We start from the raw sequence: 20,000 nt of genomic DNA, 5'->3' as shown, positions 1-20,000 counted from the left end.
TATATCAATGCTTATTAAACTTAATAGCCTATTTAACCTACGTTTTTTTAAAGCCCGGGTGCCTGTTTTACTGGTTGTTTTGTTGCTTGGGCTCAGTAACTTGTCTTTTATATCGACGGACACCGTATCGGCAGACGGGATTGAGTTTACGCCGATAGAAACAACCTCGCCGGCAAAGCCTGCACAAGTAAAAACCGATAGCAGGGCAGGTGCCGTTAAGCAACAAGCCAAGCCCGAGAAGCAGGCATCGCAACCACTTTGGGCCATATTTTTGGCGGGTTTAGCCTGGGGAGCCACGGCTATTTTTATGCCCTGCATATTCCCTATGCTACCTTTTACGGTAAGCTTTTTTATTAAACGCTCGCACAGTCGCGCAGCCGCAGTACGTTCGGCGCTTAGTTATGGCTTAAGCATTGTGGTGATCTACGTGGTGTTGGGGATCCTTATCACGGTTATTTTCGGGGCCGACGCATTAAACAGCCTGGCCACTAACGGCATATTTAATATACTGTTTTTTTTACTGCTGGTGATATTTGCCGCATCGTTTTTGGGCGCGTTTGAGCTAAACCTACCCACTAAATGGGTAAACAAAATGGATCAAAATGCCGACAGAGGTGGTTTTGCGGGGCTATTTTTTATGGCCGCGACACTTTCATTGGTGTCGTTTTCGTGTACCGGGCCTTTAATTGGCACGCTGCTGGTGCAGGCCGCAGTGAGTGGCGCATTATTGGGACCTGCTGTTGGCATGTTAGGCTTTTCGGTGGCACTGGCTATACCATTTACTTTGTTCGCGTTGTTCCCCTCGCTTTTAAAGTCATTGCCAAAATCGGGTGGGTGGTTAAACAGTATTAAAGTGGTGTTGGGCTTCCTGGAGCTGGCGCTGTCTCTTAAATTTTTAAGTAATGTTGACCTTGCCTACCACTGGCATTTGTTTGACAGGGAAGTTTTCCTGGTATTGTGGATAGCGATATTCGCGCTGATGGGGCTTTATCTGATCGAAAAATTAAGCTTCGCGCATGATAACCCGCTGCCTTATATTTCGGTTCCGCGTTTGTTTCTGGCTACTGTGGTGTTTGCTTTTACGCTATACCTTATACCGGGGCTTTGGGGCGCTCCGCTTAAATCGGTAAGCGCGTTTTTGCCGCCAAAAGCTACACAGGATTTCGATCTTTCTGTAAGTAACCCGATCATCGCCCCACCCCAACTAAGCGATGCCCGGCCTCAAAAATATATCGATGTTTTCGGCGCATACAAACCCAAGGGCTTTAACCCGTTTTTTGATTACGACGAAGCGTTGGCCTATGCCAAAAAAGTGCACAAACCGGTAATGATAGATTTTACCGGCCATGCCTGTGTTAATTGCCGTAAAATGGAAGAAAATGTGTGGCCGGATGCCAGCGTTGCCAATATGATCAACCAGGAATATGTATTGTTACAGCTGTATGTTGACGATAAAAAAGACCTGCTCCCGGCCGATAAACTTATCACAGCAAATGGCGATAGCATTACTACCATAGGTAAGAAATGGAGCTACCTGCAGGCCAGTAAGTTCAATGCAAATTCGCAGCCCTTTTATGTGTTGCTAGATGCGAATACCGAACAGCCGTTGGTTGAACCGCAAGGGGCCAACTATGATGCTGCACAATACCTTGATTATTTAAAAAGTGGATTAAGTGTTTTTAAAAATAAGCTTTAAAGTCTTCAATCGTTCTTTATCAATCAGTCAACAAACTTACAAGTAAAGTTCTTCTACTTATAGTTTGACAGTTAATTTTAGTTAAATCGCATCCTCCTGAAGCGGGATGCTTTTTGCATTACAACTAAAAGGAAATTACATAGGGTAGGCGGTAATGCTTTTTGTTTCAGATAAAACAAAGAAGCTCTGTACCGTAGTGATGTTAGGCAGCCGGGATAATTTATGCCGATAAAACTCATGATAGGCTTCCATATCGCTTGTAGCTACCCGCAAAATAAAGTCGAAAGTACCACTCACCTGGAAACATTCCATCACTTCCGGAAATTTGGAAACTTCTTTTTCAAAGCCTGCTAATGTTTCAAAAGCATGGTCGTTAAGTAAAACATGACTAAATGCAATAAGGCTTCTCTCAATTAACTTCCTATCCAGCAAAGCAACCGTTTTTTTAATATAGCCATCCTCTTTTAATCGCCGTACCCTGTCATGAATAGTGGCGACAGATTTGCGAAGTTCATAGGCAATTTGCTTATAGCTTAGTTCTGCATTGTTTTGCAGGGTTCTGAGTATTTCCTTATCGGTTTTATCAAGTTCACGCATGGTGATAGATGGGGAATTAATTTTTTAGAAAAAAAAGGGCCTTAAAAACCCCACTCGTTAAGAGTGGGGTTCATTGCAATTTTAAAGCTATTGGGTGATAGGTACAGGGAAGTTTTATTTGATGTATTTGGCAATCTGCTGGTTAACGTCAGGTCCTCTCAGGTCTTTTGCAATTACTTTACCTTCCGGGTCTATCAACACGTTTTGCGGGATGGCAGTAATGCCAAATCGAACTGCCACATCGGTTTTAAAACCTTTTACATCACTTACCTGGGTCCATGGCAATTTATCGGCTTTAACCGCGCCCAACCAGCTCTCTTTTTTATCATCTAAAGAAACGCCTACTATTTCAAAGTTTTTGTCCTTTAGTTCCCCATACGCTTTTAGCAGAAAAGGGTTCTCTGCGCGGCAAGGCACACACCAGCTGGCCCAAAAATCAACCAAAACATATTTGCCTTTTAGCGATGAAAGGGTAAAGGTTTTGCCCTGCGTATCCGGTAGGGTAAAATCAATAGCCTTTCCTATAGCAAATTCTTTGGCTTTGTTATATTTTTCGGTTATTTTTTGGCCTACAAAGCTGGCCAATACCCTTTTGCTCAAACCCGCGTAAACAGGCTCAAATTTGGCTACATCAATAACCGCCATTCTGTTGGTTAAAACCAAAACAGCTGTGTAGTATGAGTCGGGGTGGCTGGCAATAAAATTATCAAGTGTCGATTCCATTTTGGCAACCAATGGTTTGGCATCTACAGATATTTCTTTCAGTTCAACAGAATCTTTAGCGGCTTTTGCTTTGTAGTAACGTGCCACTATTTGCTGGTACTGCGCTTGCAAGGGATTCATTTGCGCGTTGTACTCGATGAAATCAGCATGTGTTTTACCGCCGGTTATGTTGGCGGTATACATGCTGTCCTTACCCATTACCGTAGTGGCACCTTTCTCCAGGTAAAATTCTTTAAAATCGGCCCTTGTTTTTTTGGCAGGGTCCTTTACAATGGGCTTCAGTTCAAGGTACGAGCGGTTACCAAAAGCGGTGGTGCCGCTAATTGTAAACTTACCGCCTTCAACATTTACGCTGTCTTTGGTGCTCTTGCCATCAGCGTTCATATAGGTAAGAATTACCTTTTTTCCGGTGCCGACTTCGGGCAATGTGCCCGAAATAGTGAATTTATCCTGTGCCATGCAAACGCCGGTAGACGCGATAAATAGCAGGCTTAATATTTTTATAGTTTTCATAAACTTTGATATTAGTATTAGTGCTTGGGTGATATTATTTAACAAATTTTTGAAGCTGCTCCAGCAGGTTCTCGCCGCGCAGGTTTTTGGCTACGATCATGCCCTGCGGATCAACCAGGATGTTTTGCGGCACCGAGTCGATACCATACATTACAGCTACTTCGTTTTTCCAATATTTAAGGTCACTTACGTGGATCCATGGCATGCCATCCATCTTAATCGCTGCCAGCCATGATTCTTTACCCATATCCAGCGATACGCTTACGATCTCGAAGTTTTTATCTTTCAGCGCAGTGTAAGCTTTCACCACGTTAGGGTTTTCGGCGCGGCATGGTATGCACCAGCTGGCCCAAAAGTCAACCAGTACATATTTGCCTCGTAATGATGATAATTTGAAAGGCTTGCCGTTTACATCGTTCTGCGTAAAATCGGTAGCGGTGGCGCCGGCCTGGCGTCTTTTGGCTACTTGTATTTTGTTGTCGGCTATCTTTCCAAGCGGCGAAGCCTGTAGGTCGGCAGTAAATTTGTGAAATTCAGGCTCTGCCAAAACCGGATCAAACTTGCTATCCAAAATAGCATAAGTAAATGTGTACAATCCCCAATAAGTATCATAATGGCCAGCTACAAACTTTTTACGTAGATTTTTTATCTCGGCTACATACCAGGCAACGCTATCTGACGCTATTTTACGCGCTTCGGCGGTTTCGTTAGCCGAGTTTGGATTGCTTTTTGAGAAGCGATTATTCAGTTTAATTATCCTGTCGGTTAACGGCCTGATAGACGCTTCAAGGCGTTTACTATCTACGTTAGATTTTGATCCGGTTACCACCGCTTTTTTTATTGAGTCGGTAGCATCTAAAGTGATTTTTGTAGGCTCCAGTACAAAGCTCGTATAATCCCGGTTGCTCCTGATCTCGCGTACGCCAATATGCTTCACGCCAACTATTACTGTTTCGGGTTCGGCTAGGCTGCCGGTAAATTGAAATTGACCGTCTTTAATTTCGGTTGAGTCCACATCAGTCCACGCGCCTTTTCTAACCATGGTAAGGTAAGCTTTGGCGGGTACCTTTAACTGCGGCAATTTGCCTGTTATGGTATATGCTTTTTGTGCTGTTGCCATTAGTGGCAACAGCAGTGTTAGTAATAATATCTTTTTCATTTTTGTATCTGTTTAAAATTTATTGATTAAGGAACCAGCGATATGCCGGCCAGGAAAATAGCATCGTACTGCGCGTTATATTTAACACAAGCAAGCGAGGTAAAGCGAATATACCGGGCGGTAGTAGTGCCAATATCAATAGTTTGCATATTGTTAACCACGTTGCCAGTATACGTGCCCTTGTTTGTCCAGGTAGTGCCATTCATGCTGGTTTCTATGAGTATTGATGTTGGATAACCACCCAGCGTAGGGTACTTTAACGCGGTTGGCATCCAGTAGGCAACGGATACGAATGTCACATCCTTATTAAAGTTGATAGATACCCATTGTGGCATGGTTTGCGTGATGTTGCTGGCCCAATAGGTTGTGGTGTTATTGGCATCGAGCAAATTGGCGGCAACAAAAGTTCCGTTTACAGATGACTGACCCGCAATGGTCCACCCGGTTTTATTTACAAACAATGGTTTGCCGGTTTTAAAAACATAATATATAACCCGACTGCTTATAGGCCCTTCGACGCTTCCATCCACAGATTTGATCACCACGGGTAATACATAAGTGCTGTATTCGGTCAGTTTGGTTTGGGCACCGATATTTAACTGTGCAGCTTCGGACTTGGTATTACCGGCAGCAAGCACGCTTGTTGGTTTGTAAAAAAGGTAGTTAAGTGCGGGTAACAAGGTGGCTGCGCCGTATTTCAATTTGTATTCGTTTATTTTAGTCGAATCCACCGCGAAGGTGATGTTATGATCATTCGCGTCGGCACCGCCGCTTAGGGCGGCCTTCATTTCAAGTACCAAAGCAGCATCCTGTAAAATAGAAAGCGGCATTTCTATGGTGTCCTTGTCCGCGGCCCTGTCAAAAGATATCGTTCCGTTAGGTAAGGCTATCTTGGTTTCGTTTTTTGTGCAAGCCATTAACAATACTATTAATGAACAAATTGCAAGTATATTTAAATTACGTGTTTTCATTTGCTTTAATATGTTTGGTTATGGATTTTGAGGCATACCCGGGTTAAAGCTTATAACCTGGTAAGGTATCTGTAGCGTGTATCTTTCGCTATGTGGTGCCAGTGTAGCTACTATAGCACCTTGAGCATTGTAACGGTTTACTGTTGGCATACGGTTCTCTTTGTCAAGGCGGCGCATATCAAACCAGCGTAAGCCGCAAAAGCCAAGTTCATGGTTCCTTTCCATCAGCACTTCCTGCAACACATCTTCCTGTACGGATGAGACGTACTTTACATAGCTGGCTGTCGCAAACCTGTTCTTACGTACGTCGTCAAGGTACTGAAGCGCGGTAGTTAAATTGTTGGCACGTGCGGCACATTCTGCAGCTATCAGCTTCATTTCCTGTACAGATGTGCCGGTATTGGTGTAAGTAAAAACGGGGGTAACCTGCGCCGGATAATACTGATTACCGCCACGGGTGGTGAATTTATACCCATCGGTGCTGTAGTATAGTTTTTTTACCCTAAGATCGTTGGTGGCAAACGTGCGCATAAAATCAAGCGTTGCCACTGCTGCGCCAATAACCATTCTGCCATATATAACATCAGCCTGTACGCCTAACATGTTGGTTGCCGGGTTGGCTCCGTTATAGTCAAGCATTACTGCTTTAGTGTTAGCCAGGGTCAATTCGGCATATTTTTGCGCCTCGGGATAATTTAATGCGTAAAAGTAAAGCCTTGCCAGCAGGCTGTAGCCACTTGCTGTTGATCCGCGGAACCTGTTAAAGCTATTGTCAACCGGAAGATCAGGAATAGCGGTATTCACATCATCAACAATGTGCTTGAATATCTTGGCAACGGTGCTGCGCGGCGGAGTTTTCTGACTTACATCATTTGAGGTAACGAAAGGTACCGCGAGGTCTGTGTTAGCGGTAGTCGGGTCATAAACCTTAGCATACTCGTTAAGCAGGTAAAAATATTCTAAACTGCGGCCTAAAAGCGCTTCGGCCTTCAGTGCTTTTTTTTGCGCTACTGTGCCGCCGGTTGCATTGTCAATACCGGTAAGCACCGTGTTATAGGTGTTGATCTTTGAATAATGTTCACCCCAGATCAAGGGAGCTGTAGCTATATCAAATGAAAATTGGGGCGACCAGGTGTAAAGAAGTTCTGTTGATGTGGCCGGTGGCGTAGTAATGGACACAACATCGGTATTATCGCCTAAATAATTAAATACGTTACTTGGCTGAGTTAAGCCCAAAACAAGCGCCTGGTCATTTAACCACTGATCATAATCAGTTACGGTGGTAAGCAGTCGTTTTCCTTTTGGAGTTATATCAAGATACTTATCGCAACCGCTAAAAAACAGGCAGCATATCAGTAAGGGGACGGAGAGATATTTCAATTTTTTCATTTTTATGATCATTAAAAATTTGTAAAAATGGCAAGGGTATAGGTTGGCGTTACGTATGATTTTTGGTAACTGCCGGTTTCCATGCTAAAGTTGTACTTGTTTAAGCCGATGGTATATAGGTTAGAGCCCTGAACCTTGATCTCGAAATTGCGGAAGCCCGCGTTTTTAATAAACTTCACCTTGTCTAAACTGTATGAAAAGGTAAGGTCGGCCAGGGTAAAGTAATCGCCGTTTACCACAGCCTGCTCCGAATAATTATAAACGTTATTTGAATTGGCGCTGGTTAAAAATGCAGGCAGACTCATTACATCTGTAGTTAGTTCATCGCCCGGGGCTTTCCAGTAGTTACCTGCACCTTCGAATGCTCTTGCGACTGATGGATTAGGCCTTGGCTTGCGTACTTTAAACCCACCATAATAGTTGATCATGCAGTAAGCATAAAAATTACCAAAATCTACCCGGTTGCTTAAGCCGGCATTTATAGTAGGGATGGATGAGCCTAAATAGTGCGTAAGGCCCGATGTTTCGCTAGCCATAAGCGCCGTGGTTGGCGAACCTAAGGCATTGTTAGTGGTTGGGATAAGGTTGCCGGCAGGATCTCTAACTAAAGCAAAGCCTGCATTGTCAAGCCCGGCATAATCATACCCAAACATGGCACCCACCGGGAAGTTTTTAACATAGCCAAGCGCGTTAAGCGTTTGCGGGTTGAAATCGCCTTTACGATACACCTCTAAAACCTTGCTGGTATTGCGGGCAATCACAAACCCGGTGTTCCAGTTAAAATTATCACGGGTTATCCAGTCGGCATGTAAGCTAAGCTCTAAACCCTGGTTGCGAATGTTCGCCTGGTTTATCAAAGTAGGGCTTACGCCAAGTGTTGGGTCTATCAAAACGTTACCCAACAGGTCGGTGCTGTTTTTCTGATAGTAATCTATCGTTCCGGTAATGTTTTTAAAAATGTCGTAGTCAATACCTACGTTAAAGTTTTTCGTTTGCTCCCAGCGCAGGCTGCTGTTGGCGTATGAAAGTAACTTAAGTGCCTGGCTTGTTGGTACGGTGTAAGGGTTTGTAGTAGCTTGTGCAATCACTTCGGGCAGCGATAATTTGGCTACGTTACCGTTAAAGCCATAAGCCGCGCGTAGTTTAAGTTGATTGATCCAGGCCACATTTTTCAAGAACTCTTCGCGGTGAATATTCCATGCCGCGCCAATTGACCATAGTGGCTTGTATTTGTATTTTGGGTTGGTGCCAAACAGGTTTGATTGATCTATACGAATACTACCGGTAAGCGAGTACTTGTTTTTAAACGCGTATACGATATTTGAATAGCCTGATAAAAAGCGGTCTTCGGTGTATTGCTGATTAAAGAAATTATCGATGGCGCCGGTGTAAGATGGCGTTGTAACATAGGTGCCCCTTATAGTTGCCGCGCCTGCGTTTATCGAACCAAAATCAACACCTTGCAGTGTAAGGGTCTCATCATTGTATCCCCAGGCCGATGTTAAATAACTTTTGTTTACCAGGTTGCGTATCTCGCCGCCCAGTATGGCGTTAAACGAGTGTGGCCCTATAACTTTATTGTAGTTTAACTGAGCGCGCCCGGTATAGCTGGTAGTGCTGGCGCTTTGCTGGCGTAAAAACGAACCATACGGAATACCCAATTTCAGCGAACCGTCCGCGTTGCGTATAGTGTAAGCATTAATGGCTTGCCTTACTTCGGTAGATTGCTGGCTGGCTAAATGCTTGCTCTCTAAACGCGAGGTTTCGTAGATGCCGCCGAACGACAGATCAAAACCGGCACCAAGCAGGTATTTAAAGTTAGCCGTAGTACGGTTATTGACGCTGCGGGTTTTGTCGGTTACTTCGTTCATGTCTCTTAACGGATAATACATGTTATCCAGGAAGTTTTGCGACATTAAAAAGCCGTTGTAAGGCATGGCTACACTTTGCGACAAAATAGGTGCGGCATTGCCGTTGACATCCTGGTAACGCTCATAAGGTGCTGCCGATGTTACGCCCGGTATAGGTACGCTGTTGTTACGTAGCTCCTGGTATTCGGTAGTAAGCTCGAGCGATAGTTTCTTAGACAATTTTAAGGTAGAACGGCCTGCAAGCGAAAAACGGTTATCATCATTCATGATCTGCGACTGATCTCTGCCGGTGTAGTTGCCCGTGATATAATACAGCGCATTTTCGTTACCGCCCGATACGTTTAAATTATATGAGCGTGTTACCGCGTTGCGTAAAAACAAACTGCTGTACTCACTAAGGTTATTGTAGTTTGACATGGCAGCTAATGAACTTGCGGCCTGATCGGGCGTGATCATTTTAGCGGCAGCCTGCGCCAATATGTAATAAACAGGCGAGCGGGTTATGCGGCCCTGGGCCGGGGTATACAATAAGCCATACGATGTTTCATTTACGTTGGCGGCCTGTGTTGTGGCCCAATAGTTTACGTTAATAGCCGATGCATCCTTAGCCCAACGGTACCGGTTGTAGTTTTCTTTAGGAGTGATGCCAACAGTGGTTCTGAAAGTAAACCTGGGTTTGCCTGCAACAGCTTGTTTCCTTTCGATAACTATAACACCATTTGATGCGCGTACACCGTATACCGTGGCCGCGGCGGCATCCTTCAATATCGTTACGGTTTTGATCTCGTTCGGATCTATCATGTCAATAGTAAGCTCGGTAGGGAAACCATCCACAACAATAAGCGGGCTTTGATTGGCAGACATGGTGGAGATACCACGAATGTTAAACAGCGGCTTTGTAGTAGATCCGGTGCTGCCGGGCAATGTGCTGGTAAAACCAACGTTGTTGTTGATCATCAGGCCCGGCAATTTGTTCACCAATCCATCCAGGAAATTGGTGCTCACCCTCGATTCATATTCTTTGGTACTTATTTGCGAAACCGCGCCTGTGCTTTGTTCAGGGCGTATGCGTTGATAGCCGGTGTTTACGGTTACTTTCACCTGCTGTAATTCGCCAATAGCTACATTTAGCTGAATAGTGCCCAGGTTGCGGGAGGCTTTAATTTCTTTGTTTTGATAGCCGGTGAAGCTGATGATCAGCGTAGCATTTTCGTCGACGTTGGTTAGCTTAAACACACCATCAATATCCGACCGAACACCTTGTTGAAGCCCCTTTACCCTTATGTTGGCACCGGGTAAAGCTTCGCCGGTAAGTGAATCAACCACGCGGCCGCTAACATCAATTGGCAAGGCTAAAAGGTCGCCAATTTTTTGAAGGATGTTTTTGGGTTTTGAATAAATAACTACCGATTTATCTTCGATGGAGAACTCAAGCGGCTGGCCGTCAAAAACCAGTTTAAGTACATCGTTTAAATTGGCGTTTGTTACATTCAAACTAACCGGTTTGGTATCCTTTAGTAAGGTGGTTGTGATCAAAAAATCATAACCGGTTTGTGAGCTTATTTTGTCAAATATTTTGCCGAGGGGCGCATCCCTTTCATTTAAAGTTACTTTTTGAGCCAGGGTTTTTGCGCTAACCTGCATTATAACAACTATTAAAAGAAGGGCGGTGAGCTTCATAGTCAATAGGATTTGGGGTATATAAACAGGGGGCTGAACAAATTTTTTAGGGTAAAATTTATACATTTGTAAACATGGGTTTAAAACGCTGTGCCTTTGCATTTTCCAAGATGATACAGGCAAGCGCGGTTACTAAATAGTTTAAATGATTATTGAAGCAAACTCATTTCATCGGTCATTCCGGCTCCACCCGGGATGACTTTTTTTATGGCAGCTTTTGTGGGTGTTGTTATTGCATCACTGTCACTACCCTCCCTTCTACTTTAAAATGAGCTGCCTTTGTTTTTTCAAGCATTTTTAGCACCTGGCTAATATTTTTATAGCGTGATATTTTTCCGTTGAATCCTTCGGTAAGCATATCACCTTTAAAATCAACATCAATGTTGTACCAGCGGGATATTTTGCGCATCACACTCTCAATTTTTTCATCGTTAAAGCGGAAGTATCCGTTTTTCCAGGCCACAGTTTCTTCGGTATTTGCATTGGTAACAGCTAATTGGCCGGCGGCTGTAATGGCCTGTTGCTCGGGTTTAATAATGGTTGATTGGTTTAAGCTGTTTACTTTAACCGATCCTTCAAGCAGCGTAGTGCGGGTGGCATTTTCGTCGGTGTAGGCGTTCACATTAAAATGTGTGCCCAACACTTCAATAAGTTGTTCTTTTGCTTTAACTCTGAATGGCATTGCCGCATTATGTGCTACTTCAAAGTAAACTTCGCCTGTAATTTCCACTTTGCGCTCGGTGCCAACAAAATGGGTAGGGTATTTAATTGATGATGCCGCGTTTAGCCAAACATTGGTACCATCGGCCAAACTCAAATGATATTCGCCGCTAACAGGTGTGCTTATGGTATTGTAATCAGGAGCCGCAAGCGCCGAAAGTCCGTTTGCCGATTGATAATAGGCGATATGGCCTTCGGCCGTTTTGGTTATCTGCATGTTTCCCTGCACCGCCAGCTGGCCGTTTTTGGCGTTGGTTAATACAATTTGCTGCCCGTTACCTAAAGTTAAAACAGCTTTGTTACCACCCGGGGTAACGTCATTAACTATAGTAGGGGTTTGGGCAATCAGGTTAGTGTTTTCGGCCGTGTAATAATAGCCACCTATGCCCAGGCAAAGCAAAATAGATGCAGCTACGGCAAATCGGCGTAATTTAGTAGCCGGCTTTACGCCTATGCGCCCTTTTGTAGCTATCGCTTTATATAACCTGTTTTCGGTTTCCTCTTTCGAGTGTTCGGTGTATACTTCAAGGTTGTTGTCAAAATTGGCATACCAATTTTCAAACTCTCGTTTTTCTTCATCGGTAATTGTTCCGTTTTGCCACTTTTGGGCCAGTAAATTTATGCGCTCAGGTGGGTTCGCGTCGTTCATGTACTATGTTTTTTTATACATAGCCAAATAAAAATCGGGTAACCCTACTATTTTTTGTAAATAATTTAGAGTTTATTTAAAAAAGGCGAAAACTGATCGAAATTGTTCCGCTATTTCTGAATAAATAGCGTAGACAGTGAAATTGCAAGCGTAAAAAAAGTTCCGAATCGCAATTTTAGAGTTTTTAAAGCGTGAGTAATGTGTTTTTCAACCGCTTTTTCAGAAATTTCTAACTCAACCGCTATTTTTTTATTAGTGTAACGCTCGTCGCGGCTCATGCGGAATATCAACTGGCATTTGGCTGGCAATGTATTAATGGTATGTTCCAGTTGTTTTTGTAATACTTCAAGGTCAAACCGGCCGAACGATTGTGCCTCGTGCTCAGGGATTGTTTTTGCAAATTCCCTATTGCGCTGGCTTTCTCGGGCCCGTTTTGCCAGGCGATTGATGATCTCGAACTTAACAGCGACGGCGAAATAGTTTTCAAAACCTGTTTTTAGTTGAAAGGTGTTTTTTCGTTTCCACAAATTCAGGAAGATGTCCTGTACTGTTTCTTCGGCCTCTTCCATATCATTAAGACGCTTGCCGGCAACAACCAAAAGTTTATCCCAGTATTTCTGATAGAGAAATCTAAACACGGTATCGTCTCCGGTTCTTAACAGATCCGCCAACTCAAAGTCGGTAAGCTCGCTGTATCCTATCATAATGCTTACGCAATATAACGATAAATTAATGTTAAATAAACAATCGTTATGCATGTATATGCTATATATCCATCAAAGTCAGAAAATATTCGAAAAAATAGCGATTTAACGAATATTTTCCATTTATGATTTGGAATAATAGCAGGAAACGATAAAAAAACGGGATTTATAACGGCCTGGGCTTGAGTAGGTATCATTAATAGTATAAGAAGGCCATTTAAAAAGATTTTATGCCTTTGCTCAAAACGATAATATAACTTTTGAGGAGATAAATGTTGAGTTCATGCAACGCTTCTTGGTGTTTTTAAAACAAGCAAAAAAGTTCAGGTACAATGAAAACACTCCGATAAAGCCATTAAGTAGTCGAACTATCGCCAATCACTTAATAACTATTCGGACAATATATAATCGGGCCATATCGATAACCTTGCGAGAAAAGAAGATTACCCATTTGGAGCCAAAGGGAAAGTCTCTATCAAATTGACGGGGGCTGCAAAAATGGGCTTAGACGAGTCGGAGATTAAAAAACTTGAAGAGCTTGACTTGTCCATGCGCAGTGAGATATATAATCATGCCCGTAATATTTGGCTTACTGAATTTTACTTTGCAGGAATGCGTGTGACCGATTGTTTGTTATTGAAATGGACTGATTTTCAAAGCGGTCGTCTATATTATCAGATGTCAAAGAATAGGCAAAGCGGCTCCGTAAAAATACCAGATAAGGCCATGAAAATCATTGAACAATATAAAAAAGGTAAAAAACACCCTAAAAACATACATGATTTGGTATTTCCTTTTCTATGGGAAATTGCTTCTTTAGATGACCGCATGGAGGTGAGAAAAAGATTGCTTATACTGTTAAGCGACTAAACGATGCCATGGTTAAAATCATGGAATGGATCGGCAGCACCAAAAATGCTTCTCAACATAAAGCCAGGCATTCATTTGCGCAACGGGCCGAAGAAAAAGAAATACATCCTAAAGTGCTGCAAAAAATCTATAGGCATGAAAGTGTTTTGACAACAATGAAATATCAATCAAATTTTTCATTTAAAAAGGCTGACGATGCTATTGATGCGGTGTTAGATTTTTGATCGTTTCAGTATAAATTAAAGAATCATCTCATCCAGCAAGAAACCGTTTGAAATTATAAGCATAATAAAACATTTTGCTTGGGCTGATAGACATTTGTAGCATGATTAATGATATTTAAAAATAATCTATAAAAACTATAGACATTATAGAAATTAATATTATGTTTGCATCATCAAACATGTTCTTTAATAACTTATCCAGAAAGACAGAGGGAAAGGCCCAACGAAGTCTTTGCAACCTGTACCGGTTTTTTAGCGGGTAAAAGGTGCAAATTCCTGCTCCGCCTAAAAAACGGGGAAAGATAAAAACGACAATGCATTTAACGCCGTGATGGCGGTGTGCTGTAGGATAAGTTGCTAAAGCATTATTTATTAAAATAAAGTATTTACAGCAATGAGAATTTATTTAGACAACGCAGCAACCACCCAATTAGATGCCGAGGTATTTAAAACCATAACCCCATATTTGCTGGAGCATTATGGCAACCCGTCGTCATTACACGGGCATGGGCGCCGGGCTAAACAAGCGGTGGAAGAGGCTCGCGCTATTATAGCCGGCTTGTTGAATGCCTCACCGTCTGAGATCATATTCACCTGTGGCGGTACCGAGGCTGATAATACGGCGATATTGACAAGCGTACGTTCGCATGGGCTAAAACATGTTATTACCACGCCGTTTGAGCATCATGCGGTACTGCATACCTTGGAGGCCCTGCAAAACAAAGGCGAGATAAAACTAAGCTTTATCAAAACCGATGAGCGCGGCAACCTGGATATTAACCACATGGATGATTTGTTGCGTTATTATAAAGGGCGTTCGCTGGTATCGGTAATGCATGCCAATAACGAGATAGGTAACCTGAACAATATCGAGCTGATAGGCGAGGTCTGTAATAGCAGGGGCGCATTATTTCACTCGGACACGGTACAGACCGTGGGGCACTACAGGCACGACCTGGCTAAACTGAAAGCGCATTTTATAGCGGCATCGGCACATAAATTTCACGGGCCGAAAGGTGTTGGCTTTTTATATTGCCGTAATGGCATACAGCTAACACAACTATTGCACGGCGGCGGGCAGGAACGCAAGCTACGTGCAGGTACAGAAAACATACACGGCATTGTTGGCCTGGCCAAAGCTTTAGAGATAGCTTACGCTGATATTGACAGCCACCGTGTTTACATACAAGGATTGAAGGAGAGGATGATAGCCAAACTGCGCGAGCAAATAGGCGATGTGCGGTTTAACGGAAACTCGGCCATTGCAAGCGACAGCCTGTACACGGTATTAAACGCCAGCTTGCCGGTAAGCAATACAGGTATTAACTTGTTGGAGTATTTGGATCAGAACGATATTTCGGTATCGGGCGGTAGTGCCTGCTCGGCGGGTTTGGCATCGCATGTGTTGAGGGCTTTGGGGGTTGATACCTCTCGCAATAACATCCGGTTCTCGTTCAGCAAATACAATACGGCCGAAGAGATCGACCATACGGTTGAAAAGCTATCGGCTATATATGAAGCCATAGCTGCATAATAACATACATCACCTACAATGAAAATATATATAATAAGCGCCTGCATTTTACTGGCAAGCGTTTGCGCTAAAGCGCAGATACAGACCCCGGTTAAATGGGCCTATGCTGCCAAAAAAATAAACGCTACCGAAGCTGTGGTATATTTAAAAGCCAGCATTGATAAAGGCTGGCACATTTACTCGCAGCACGTGGCCGATGGTGGGCCGGTAAAAACCAGTTTCGCCTTTGCCAAATCTAACGATTACGCGCTGGTGAGCAAAACTACCGAGCCGCAGCCCAAAAAGAAATTTGAGCGGGCATTTGATATGAATGTAACTTACTTTGAAAACACCGTAGTGTTTCAACAAAAAATAAAATTGGTAAACAGTGACCCCATTGTAAAAGGCACGTTAAGCTATATGGTTTGCAGCAACAAGGAGTGTTTACCGCCCGAAGAGGTTAACTTTTTGATAGAATTGAAATAAGAGAACAACAACGCTAATATTAAAGATACTAAGTCGATCCTCCACCAATTGATTTATTATTTACAACAGAATAATAAACAAATGAAAAACATTTACGCACCCATTAGTACCATTTGCCACCACGTAGCAACCAACCCTAAGGTTGTTATACAAAACTGTTGTTGCCGTTAAGCTGCAGTCTATCAGCTAATCAAAAAAATATATTCATAAAGATTAACGTCCTGGCGTTGTGCAGGGGCAAGGCTTTATGCAATGGTGGAACTTCATTTAGTTAAACTTCTGCCGCGGCGACCAGGACGTTAATTCGTAAAATACCCGCTTGAAAACAGCGAAAAACAATTGTTTAAATAAATACTACAAAATCTATAGATTTTTATTTGGATTGTAAATTTTAATTGATACCTTTACACCATCTAATTAACCCCACCATTAATTAGTTGATTTATTCAGAAAAAGGGAGAGGAAGTCTCGATGATCTTTTAGCAACTTTTCGTTCCACCGCGAAATAAGTGCTCTACTTTATCCGGAAGGAAATTTATCACCGGATAATAAATTAACTAAGTGTTATGAAAAATTTGAAGAACCAAAATTTAAGCAAACAACCGGCCGTCGCCCCACCACGATGTTGTTGTATGTGCATGTAGTTTCCGCACAATAAGCTCGATTTAAATTTACTGTAAGCTTTAAGTATCAATGTGTAATTGATGCTGCAGGAACCGTTATGCCTCAAATTTCTGTTACACTTTCTTAAAAATTAATTAAGCAAGTAGAAAATAGTATTAACAACATTAATCTGTACAAACAATGAAATTTTCAAACTATCTATCAAAAGCAAAATGCCTTAGTGTGGGCGTTTTATTTAGTGGTGCTGCCCTGGCCGGCGATAAACCATCTGCTAAATTTATTAAAGAGGGTGTATGGCGCGGCGTATTCAATGTAGCCGAATCGCAAGTACCTTTCAATTTTGAATTTAAGGGGAAAGATCCGGAGCATGCTGTATTTACCTTAATAAACGGCAGCCGTCGTGATGATTTTCACGTGCAGCGCCTGGGTAAAGATTCGGTATATGTTAAAATGAACACTTACGATGCCGCCCTGGTAGCCAAAATCAATGATGACAATACCATTAGCGGCGAATACCGCAGCCTGGTACCGGGTTTCCGTGGTAACTCGTTACCTTTTACTGCCGAGCATGGCAAAACATACCGTTTTGTTGAGCCTGGTAAAGACGTAGAGCCTACCGCCAACCTTAACGGCAAATGGGAAATTAAAACCTACAGTAAAGAAGCTGTCCCTGCATCTATCGCCCTCATCAAACAAAATGGCAACAAACTAACCGGTGTGATCATGACCGTAGTGGGCGATACCCGCGAGCTGGAAGGCACTATACAAGGTGGCGAGTTCGCGCTGAGCGGTTTTACCGGCCCTAGCCCTTTTATTGTAAAAGGTAAAGTAAACGCAGATGGTACGCTAAGCGGCGAGCAAGGTTTCGGTATCTACAAAAACCTAAAGTTTGATGCCGCTAAGAAAGAAGATATTGAACTACCCGATCCGTACAAAATTACCTTCCTGAAAGAAGGCTTTAAAAAGCTGGATTTCTCTTTCCCTAACATTAATGGTAAAGAGCAGGTATCATTAAGTAATGATAAATACAAAGGTAAAGTAGTGATCATTGAGATCATTGGTACCTGGTGCCCTAATTGCACGGATCAAACCGTGTTTCTGTCGCCTTGGTTTAACAAAAACCAAAAACGTGGTGTTGAAGCTATTGCTCTTGGCTTTGAGCAAAAAGATAGCCTGGCTTATGCCCAGTACACTTTAGGTAAGCTGCGCGATAAATACAACATTAAATATGACATAGCATTTGGTGGTTTGGCTGATAAAAAACTGGTATCGCAAAAATTACCTGCGTTGAATAAATTCATCGCTTTCCCAACTACCATCATCATCGATCGTAAAGGCGAAGTGCGCGAGATATACACCGGCTACACCGGCACCGTAACCGGCAAATACCACGAAGAATACGAAAAGAAATTTAACAAACTATTAGACGAGTTGCTGGCCGAACCGGTACCAACCAACACCGCGCAGGTAGCCGACGCTAACCCGGTACAAGGCAAATAATTTATCACTACCTAAAAAACGATCCATATGAAAACTAAAAACTTAAAAGCGCTATTGGCCGGTGTGTTGTTTACCGGCGCGGCTTTCGCAGGCGATAAAGAGCCTGCCGCAAAAAACATTAAAGAAGGTGTTTGGCGCGGTGTGTTTACCGTGGCCGAATCAAAAGTACCTTTCAACTTTGAATACAAGGGGAAAGATATTGAGCATGCCGTATTCACCCTGCTAAACGGAACTCGCCGGGACGATTTCCATGTGCAAAGAATAGGTAAGGATTCGGTATTCATCAAAATGAATACTTATGATGCTGCCATCGTAGCCAAAATAAACGATGACAACACCATAAACGGCGAGTACCGCAGCCTGGTACCTGACTTCCGTGGCAACTCACTGCCATTTGTGGCCGAGCATGGCAAAAGCTACCGCTTTGTGGAGCCGGGTAAAGATGTGGCGCCAACAGCCAACCTTACCGGTAAATGGGAACTGAAAGTGTACTCGAAGGAGCAAGTACCAAACAAGGTTGCCATTTTAAAACAAACAGGCAACAAGCTAACCGGCGTTATTTTACAGGTAACCGGCGACAGCCGCGAGCTGGAAGGCACCGTACAAGGCGACCAGTTTGAGCTATCAGGCTTTAGCGGCCCCAGCCCTAAAATTTATCGCGGCAAAATAAACGCCGATGGTACTTTAAGCGGCGAGATTGGCGCGGGTATTTATGACAATACCAGGTTTGATGCGGTGAAAGATGAAAAAGCCGAACTGCCTGATCCCTACAAACTCACCTTCCTGAAAGAAGGCTACAAAAAGCTGGATTTTACCTTCCCTGATCTTACCGGCAAACCGGTTTCGTTAAGCGATGACAAATACAAAGGTAAAGTAGTCATTGTGGAGATAGTAGGTACCTGGTGCCCTAACTGTACAGATCAAACCGTGTTTCTTTCGCCATGGTTTAACAAAAACCAGAAACGAGGTGTGGAGGCCATTGCCATTGGTTTTGAGCAAAAGGATAGCCTGCAATATGCCCAATACACTTTAGGCAAGCTGCGCGATAAATACAATATCAAATACGATATCCTGTTTGGTGGTCTGGCCGATAAAAAACTGGTATCGCAAAAACTGCCCGCGTTGAATAAGTTCGTTGCTTTCCCAACTACCATCATCATCGACCGTAAGGGCGAAGTGCGCGAAATATACACCGGCTACACCGGCACCGTAACGGGCAAGTATTATAAAGATTACGAAAAGAAATTCAATACCCTGTTAGATCAGCTGTTGGCAGAGGAAGCACCCGCCACTGCATCAGCTAACGCAAGTGAGCAAGTAACCGGACGATAACATAAAAACTAAACTATTAACTGATCAATAGCCAACCTGGTGCGGGTTCATAGGTCCTCCCGCGCCGGGTTTTACATCCACTAAACAAAAACATAAAAAAATGAAATTAACATTAAGCCTGGCCGCAGTGGCAATTGCATCATTAAGCGCAATATCAGGCACCGTTCCGCCAAAAAAATCAGTAAAGAGATCATTAACTACAATTGCAACAAAACCTGCTAAGCCGGTTGTTTTTACGGCCGACACCAAAGCCAGCAAACTAACCTGGCTTGCCAAAAAAGCTACCGGCGAGCATGCAGGCAACGTAGCCATAAGCGATGGCAGCTTCACTTTAGAGGATAACAACCTGAAAGCCGCCACCTTTAACATTGATACCCGCACCATTACCGATACGGATATTGCCGATGCCGAAGGTAACGCCAAACTGGTTGGCCACTTAAAAAGCGCCGATTTCTTCAGCGTGGAAGCGCACCCTAAAGCAACGTTTGTGCTAACCAGCGCAACCAAAGCTACGGGCAATACTTATGATGTGAAGGGCAACTTAACCATTAAAGGTATTACCAACCCGGTAAGCTTCCCGGCTACGGTTGCTGTGGCTGGTAAAAAGTTAACCGCTAACGCGAAGATCACGATAGACCGTACCAAGTACGACATCAAATTCCGCTCGAAAAACTTTTTTGAGAACCTGGGCGATAAAGTGATCTATGACGATTTTGATATTAATGTAGCGCTGGTTGCCAACGCGCAATAAAACAACGAATTCATTTTAGGTTGATAAA

General features: G+C 43.2%; 16 protein-coding genes, 1 pseudogene and 2 riboswitches. Of the genes and pseudogenes, 9 read left to right on the top strand and 8 right to left on the bottom strand.

Going from position 1 to position 20,000, the window contains the following annotated elements; translation table 11 throughout:
- The first annotated feature begins 7 nt into the window (after positions 1-7).
- Complete coding sequence (locus tag AC59JT_RS13320) at positions 8-1,696, top strand: protein-disulfide reductase DsbD family protein (protein ID WP_497399673.1); 1,689 nt, start codon at positions 8-10, stop codon at positions 1,694-1,696.
- A 135-nt stretch (positions 1,697-1,831) separates the two neighbouring features.
- Here AC59JT_RS13320 and AC59JT_RS13315 read toward each other — a convergent pair whose 3' ends face one another.
- From AC59JT_RS13315 to AC59JT_RS13280, 8 genes are all read right to left on the bottom strand, one after another.
- Positions 1,832-2,293, bottom strand: coding sequence for an Lrp/AsnC family transcriptional regulator (locus AC59JT_RS13315; RefSeq protein ID WP_497399671.1), 462 nt, complete (start codon positions 2,291-2,293; stop codon positions 1,832-1,834).
- Positions 2,294-2,407: 114 nt separating this feature from the next.
- Positions 2,408-3,529 (bottom strand): redoxin domain-containing protein, encoded by a 1,122-nt coding sequence (locus tag AC59JT_RS13310; protein WP_497399669.1) that lies wholly within the window; start codon positions 3,527-3,529, stop codon positions 2,408-2,410.
- Between the two features lie 34 nt (positions 3,530-3,563).
- Positions 3,564-4,688: a DUF4369 domain-containing protein gene (locus AC59JT_RS13305; RefSeq protein ID WP_497399667.1), complete on the bottom strand. Its 1,125-nt coding sequence runs from the start codon at positions 4,686-4,688 to the stop codon at positions 3,564-3,566.
- Between the two features lie 26 nt (positions 4,689-4,714).
- The gene (locus AC59JT_RS13300) at positions 4,715-5,605 is read right to left on the bottom strand and encodes a BT_3987 domain-containing protein (protein WP_497399665.1); all 891 of its coding nucleotides are present in this window, start codon (positions 5,603-5,605) and stop codon (positions 4,715-4,717) included.
- 72 nt (positions 5,606-5,677) lie between these two features.
- Complete coding sequence (locus AC59JT_RS13295; RefSeq protein ID WP_497399663.1) at positions 5,678-7,048, bottom strand: RagB/SusD family nutrient uptake outer membrane protein; 1,371 nt, start codon at positions 7,046-7,048, stop codon at positions 5,678-5,680.
- 11 nt (positions 7,049-7,059) lie between these two features.
- Positions 7,060-10,599, bottom strand: coding sequence for a SusC/RagA family TonB-linked outer membrane protein (locus AC59JT_RS13290; protein WP_497399661.1), 3,540 nt, complete (start codon positions 10,597-10,599; stop codon positions 7,060-7,062).
- Between the two features lie 229 nt (positions 10,600-10,828).
- Positions 10,829-11,968: a FecR family protein gene (locus AC59JT_RS13285; protein WP_497399659.1), complete on the bottom strand. Its 1,140-nt coding sequence runs from the start codon at positions 11,966-11,968 to the stop codon at positions 10,829-10,831.
- 110 nt (positions 11,969-12,078) lie between these two features.
- Complete coding sequence (locus AC59JT_RS13280; RefSeq protein ID WP_497399657.1) at positions 12,079-12,672, bottom strand: RNA polymerase sigma-70 factor; 594 nt, start codon at positions 12,670-12,672, stop codon at positions 12,079-12,081.
- 226 nt (positions 12,673-12,898) lie between these two features.
- On the opposite strand from AC59JT_RS13280, the pseudogene AC59JT_RS13275 reads away from it, so the two are divergent.
- From AC59JT_RS13275 to AC59JT_RS13240, 8 genes and pseudogenes are all read left to right on the top strand, one after another.
- Positions 12,899-13,156 (top strand): annotated as a pseudogene (locus AC59JT_RS13275) (phage integrase SAM-like domain-containing protein); the annotation flags it as partial.
- Entirely contained in the window at positions 13,153-13,542 is a 390-nt protein-coding gene (locus tag AC59JT_RS13270) for a tyrosine-type recombinase/integrase (RefSeq protein ID WP_497399655.1), read from the top strand. The pseudogene AC59JT_RS13275 and the gene AC59JT_RS13270, both read left to right, overlap by 4 nt.
- A gap of 20 nt (positions 13,543-13,562) precedes the next feature.
- Positions 13,563-13,766, top strand: a complete 204-nt coding sequence (locus tag AC59JT_RS13265) for a tyrosine-type recombinase/integrase (protein WP_497399653.1) — start codon at positions 13,563-13,565, stop codon at positions 13,764-13,766.
- 191 nt (positions 13,767-13,957) lie between these two features.
- Positions 13,958-14,075: riboswitch (SAM riboswitch) on the top strand.
- A gap of 85 nt (positions 14,076-14,160) precedes the next feature.
- Positions 14,161-15,300 (top strand): cysteine desulfurase family protein, encoded by a 1,140-nt coding sequence (locus AC59JT_RS13260; RefSeq protein ID WP_497399651.1) that lies wholly within the window; start codon positions 14,161-14,163, stop codon positions 15,298-15,300.
- A gap of 18 nt (positions 15,301-15,318) precedes the next feature.
- Positions 15,319-15,765 (top strand): protein-disulfide reductase DsbD domain-containing protein, encoded by a 447-nt coding sequence (locus AC59JT_RS13255; protein ID WP_497399649.1) that lies wholly within the window; start codon positions 15,319-15,321, stop codon positions 15,763-15,765.
- A 439-nt stretch (positions 15,766-16,204) separates the two neighbouring features.
- Positions 16,205-16,320, top strand: a riboswitch (SAM riboswitch).
- Between the two features lie 249 nt (positions 16,321-16,569).
- Complete coding sequence (locus AC59JT_RS13250) at positions 16,570-17,889, top strand: peroxiredoxin family protein (protein ID WP_497399647.1); 1,320 nt, start codon at positions 16,570-16,572, stop codon at positions 17,887-17,889.
- A 27-nt stretch (positions 17,890-17,916) separates the two neighbouring features.
- On the top strand, positions 17,917-19,221 hold the full coding sequence (locus AC59JT_RS13245; protein WP_497399645.1) for a peroxiredoxin family protein: 1,305 nt from the start codon (positions 17,917-17,919) through the stop codon (positions 19,219-19,221).
- Between the two features lie 100 nt (positions 19,222-19,321).
- Positions 19,322-19,972 carry a YceI family protein gene (locus AC59JT_RS13240; protein ID WP_497399643.1) on the top strand — a complete coding sequence of 217 codons (651 nt, stop codon included), beginning with the start codon at positions 19,322-19,324 and terminating at the stop codon, positions 19,970-19,972.
- Positions 19,973-20,000: the final 28 nt, after the last annotated feature.

The organism is Mucilaginibacter sp. A3364 (assembly GCF_059690715.1).
Note: the sequence above shows the minus strand (reverse complement) of the source record. Positions and strands in the feature narration are given on the sequence as shown.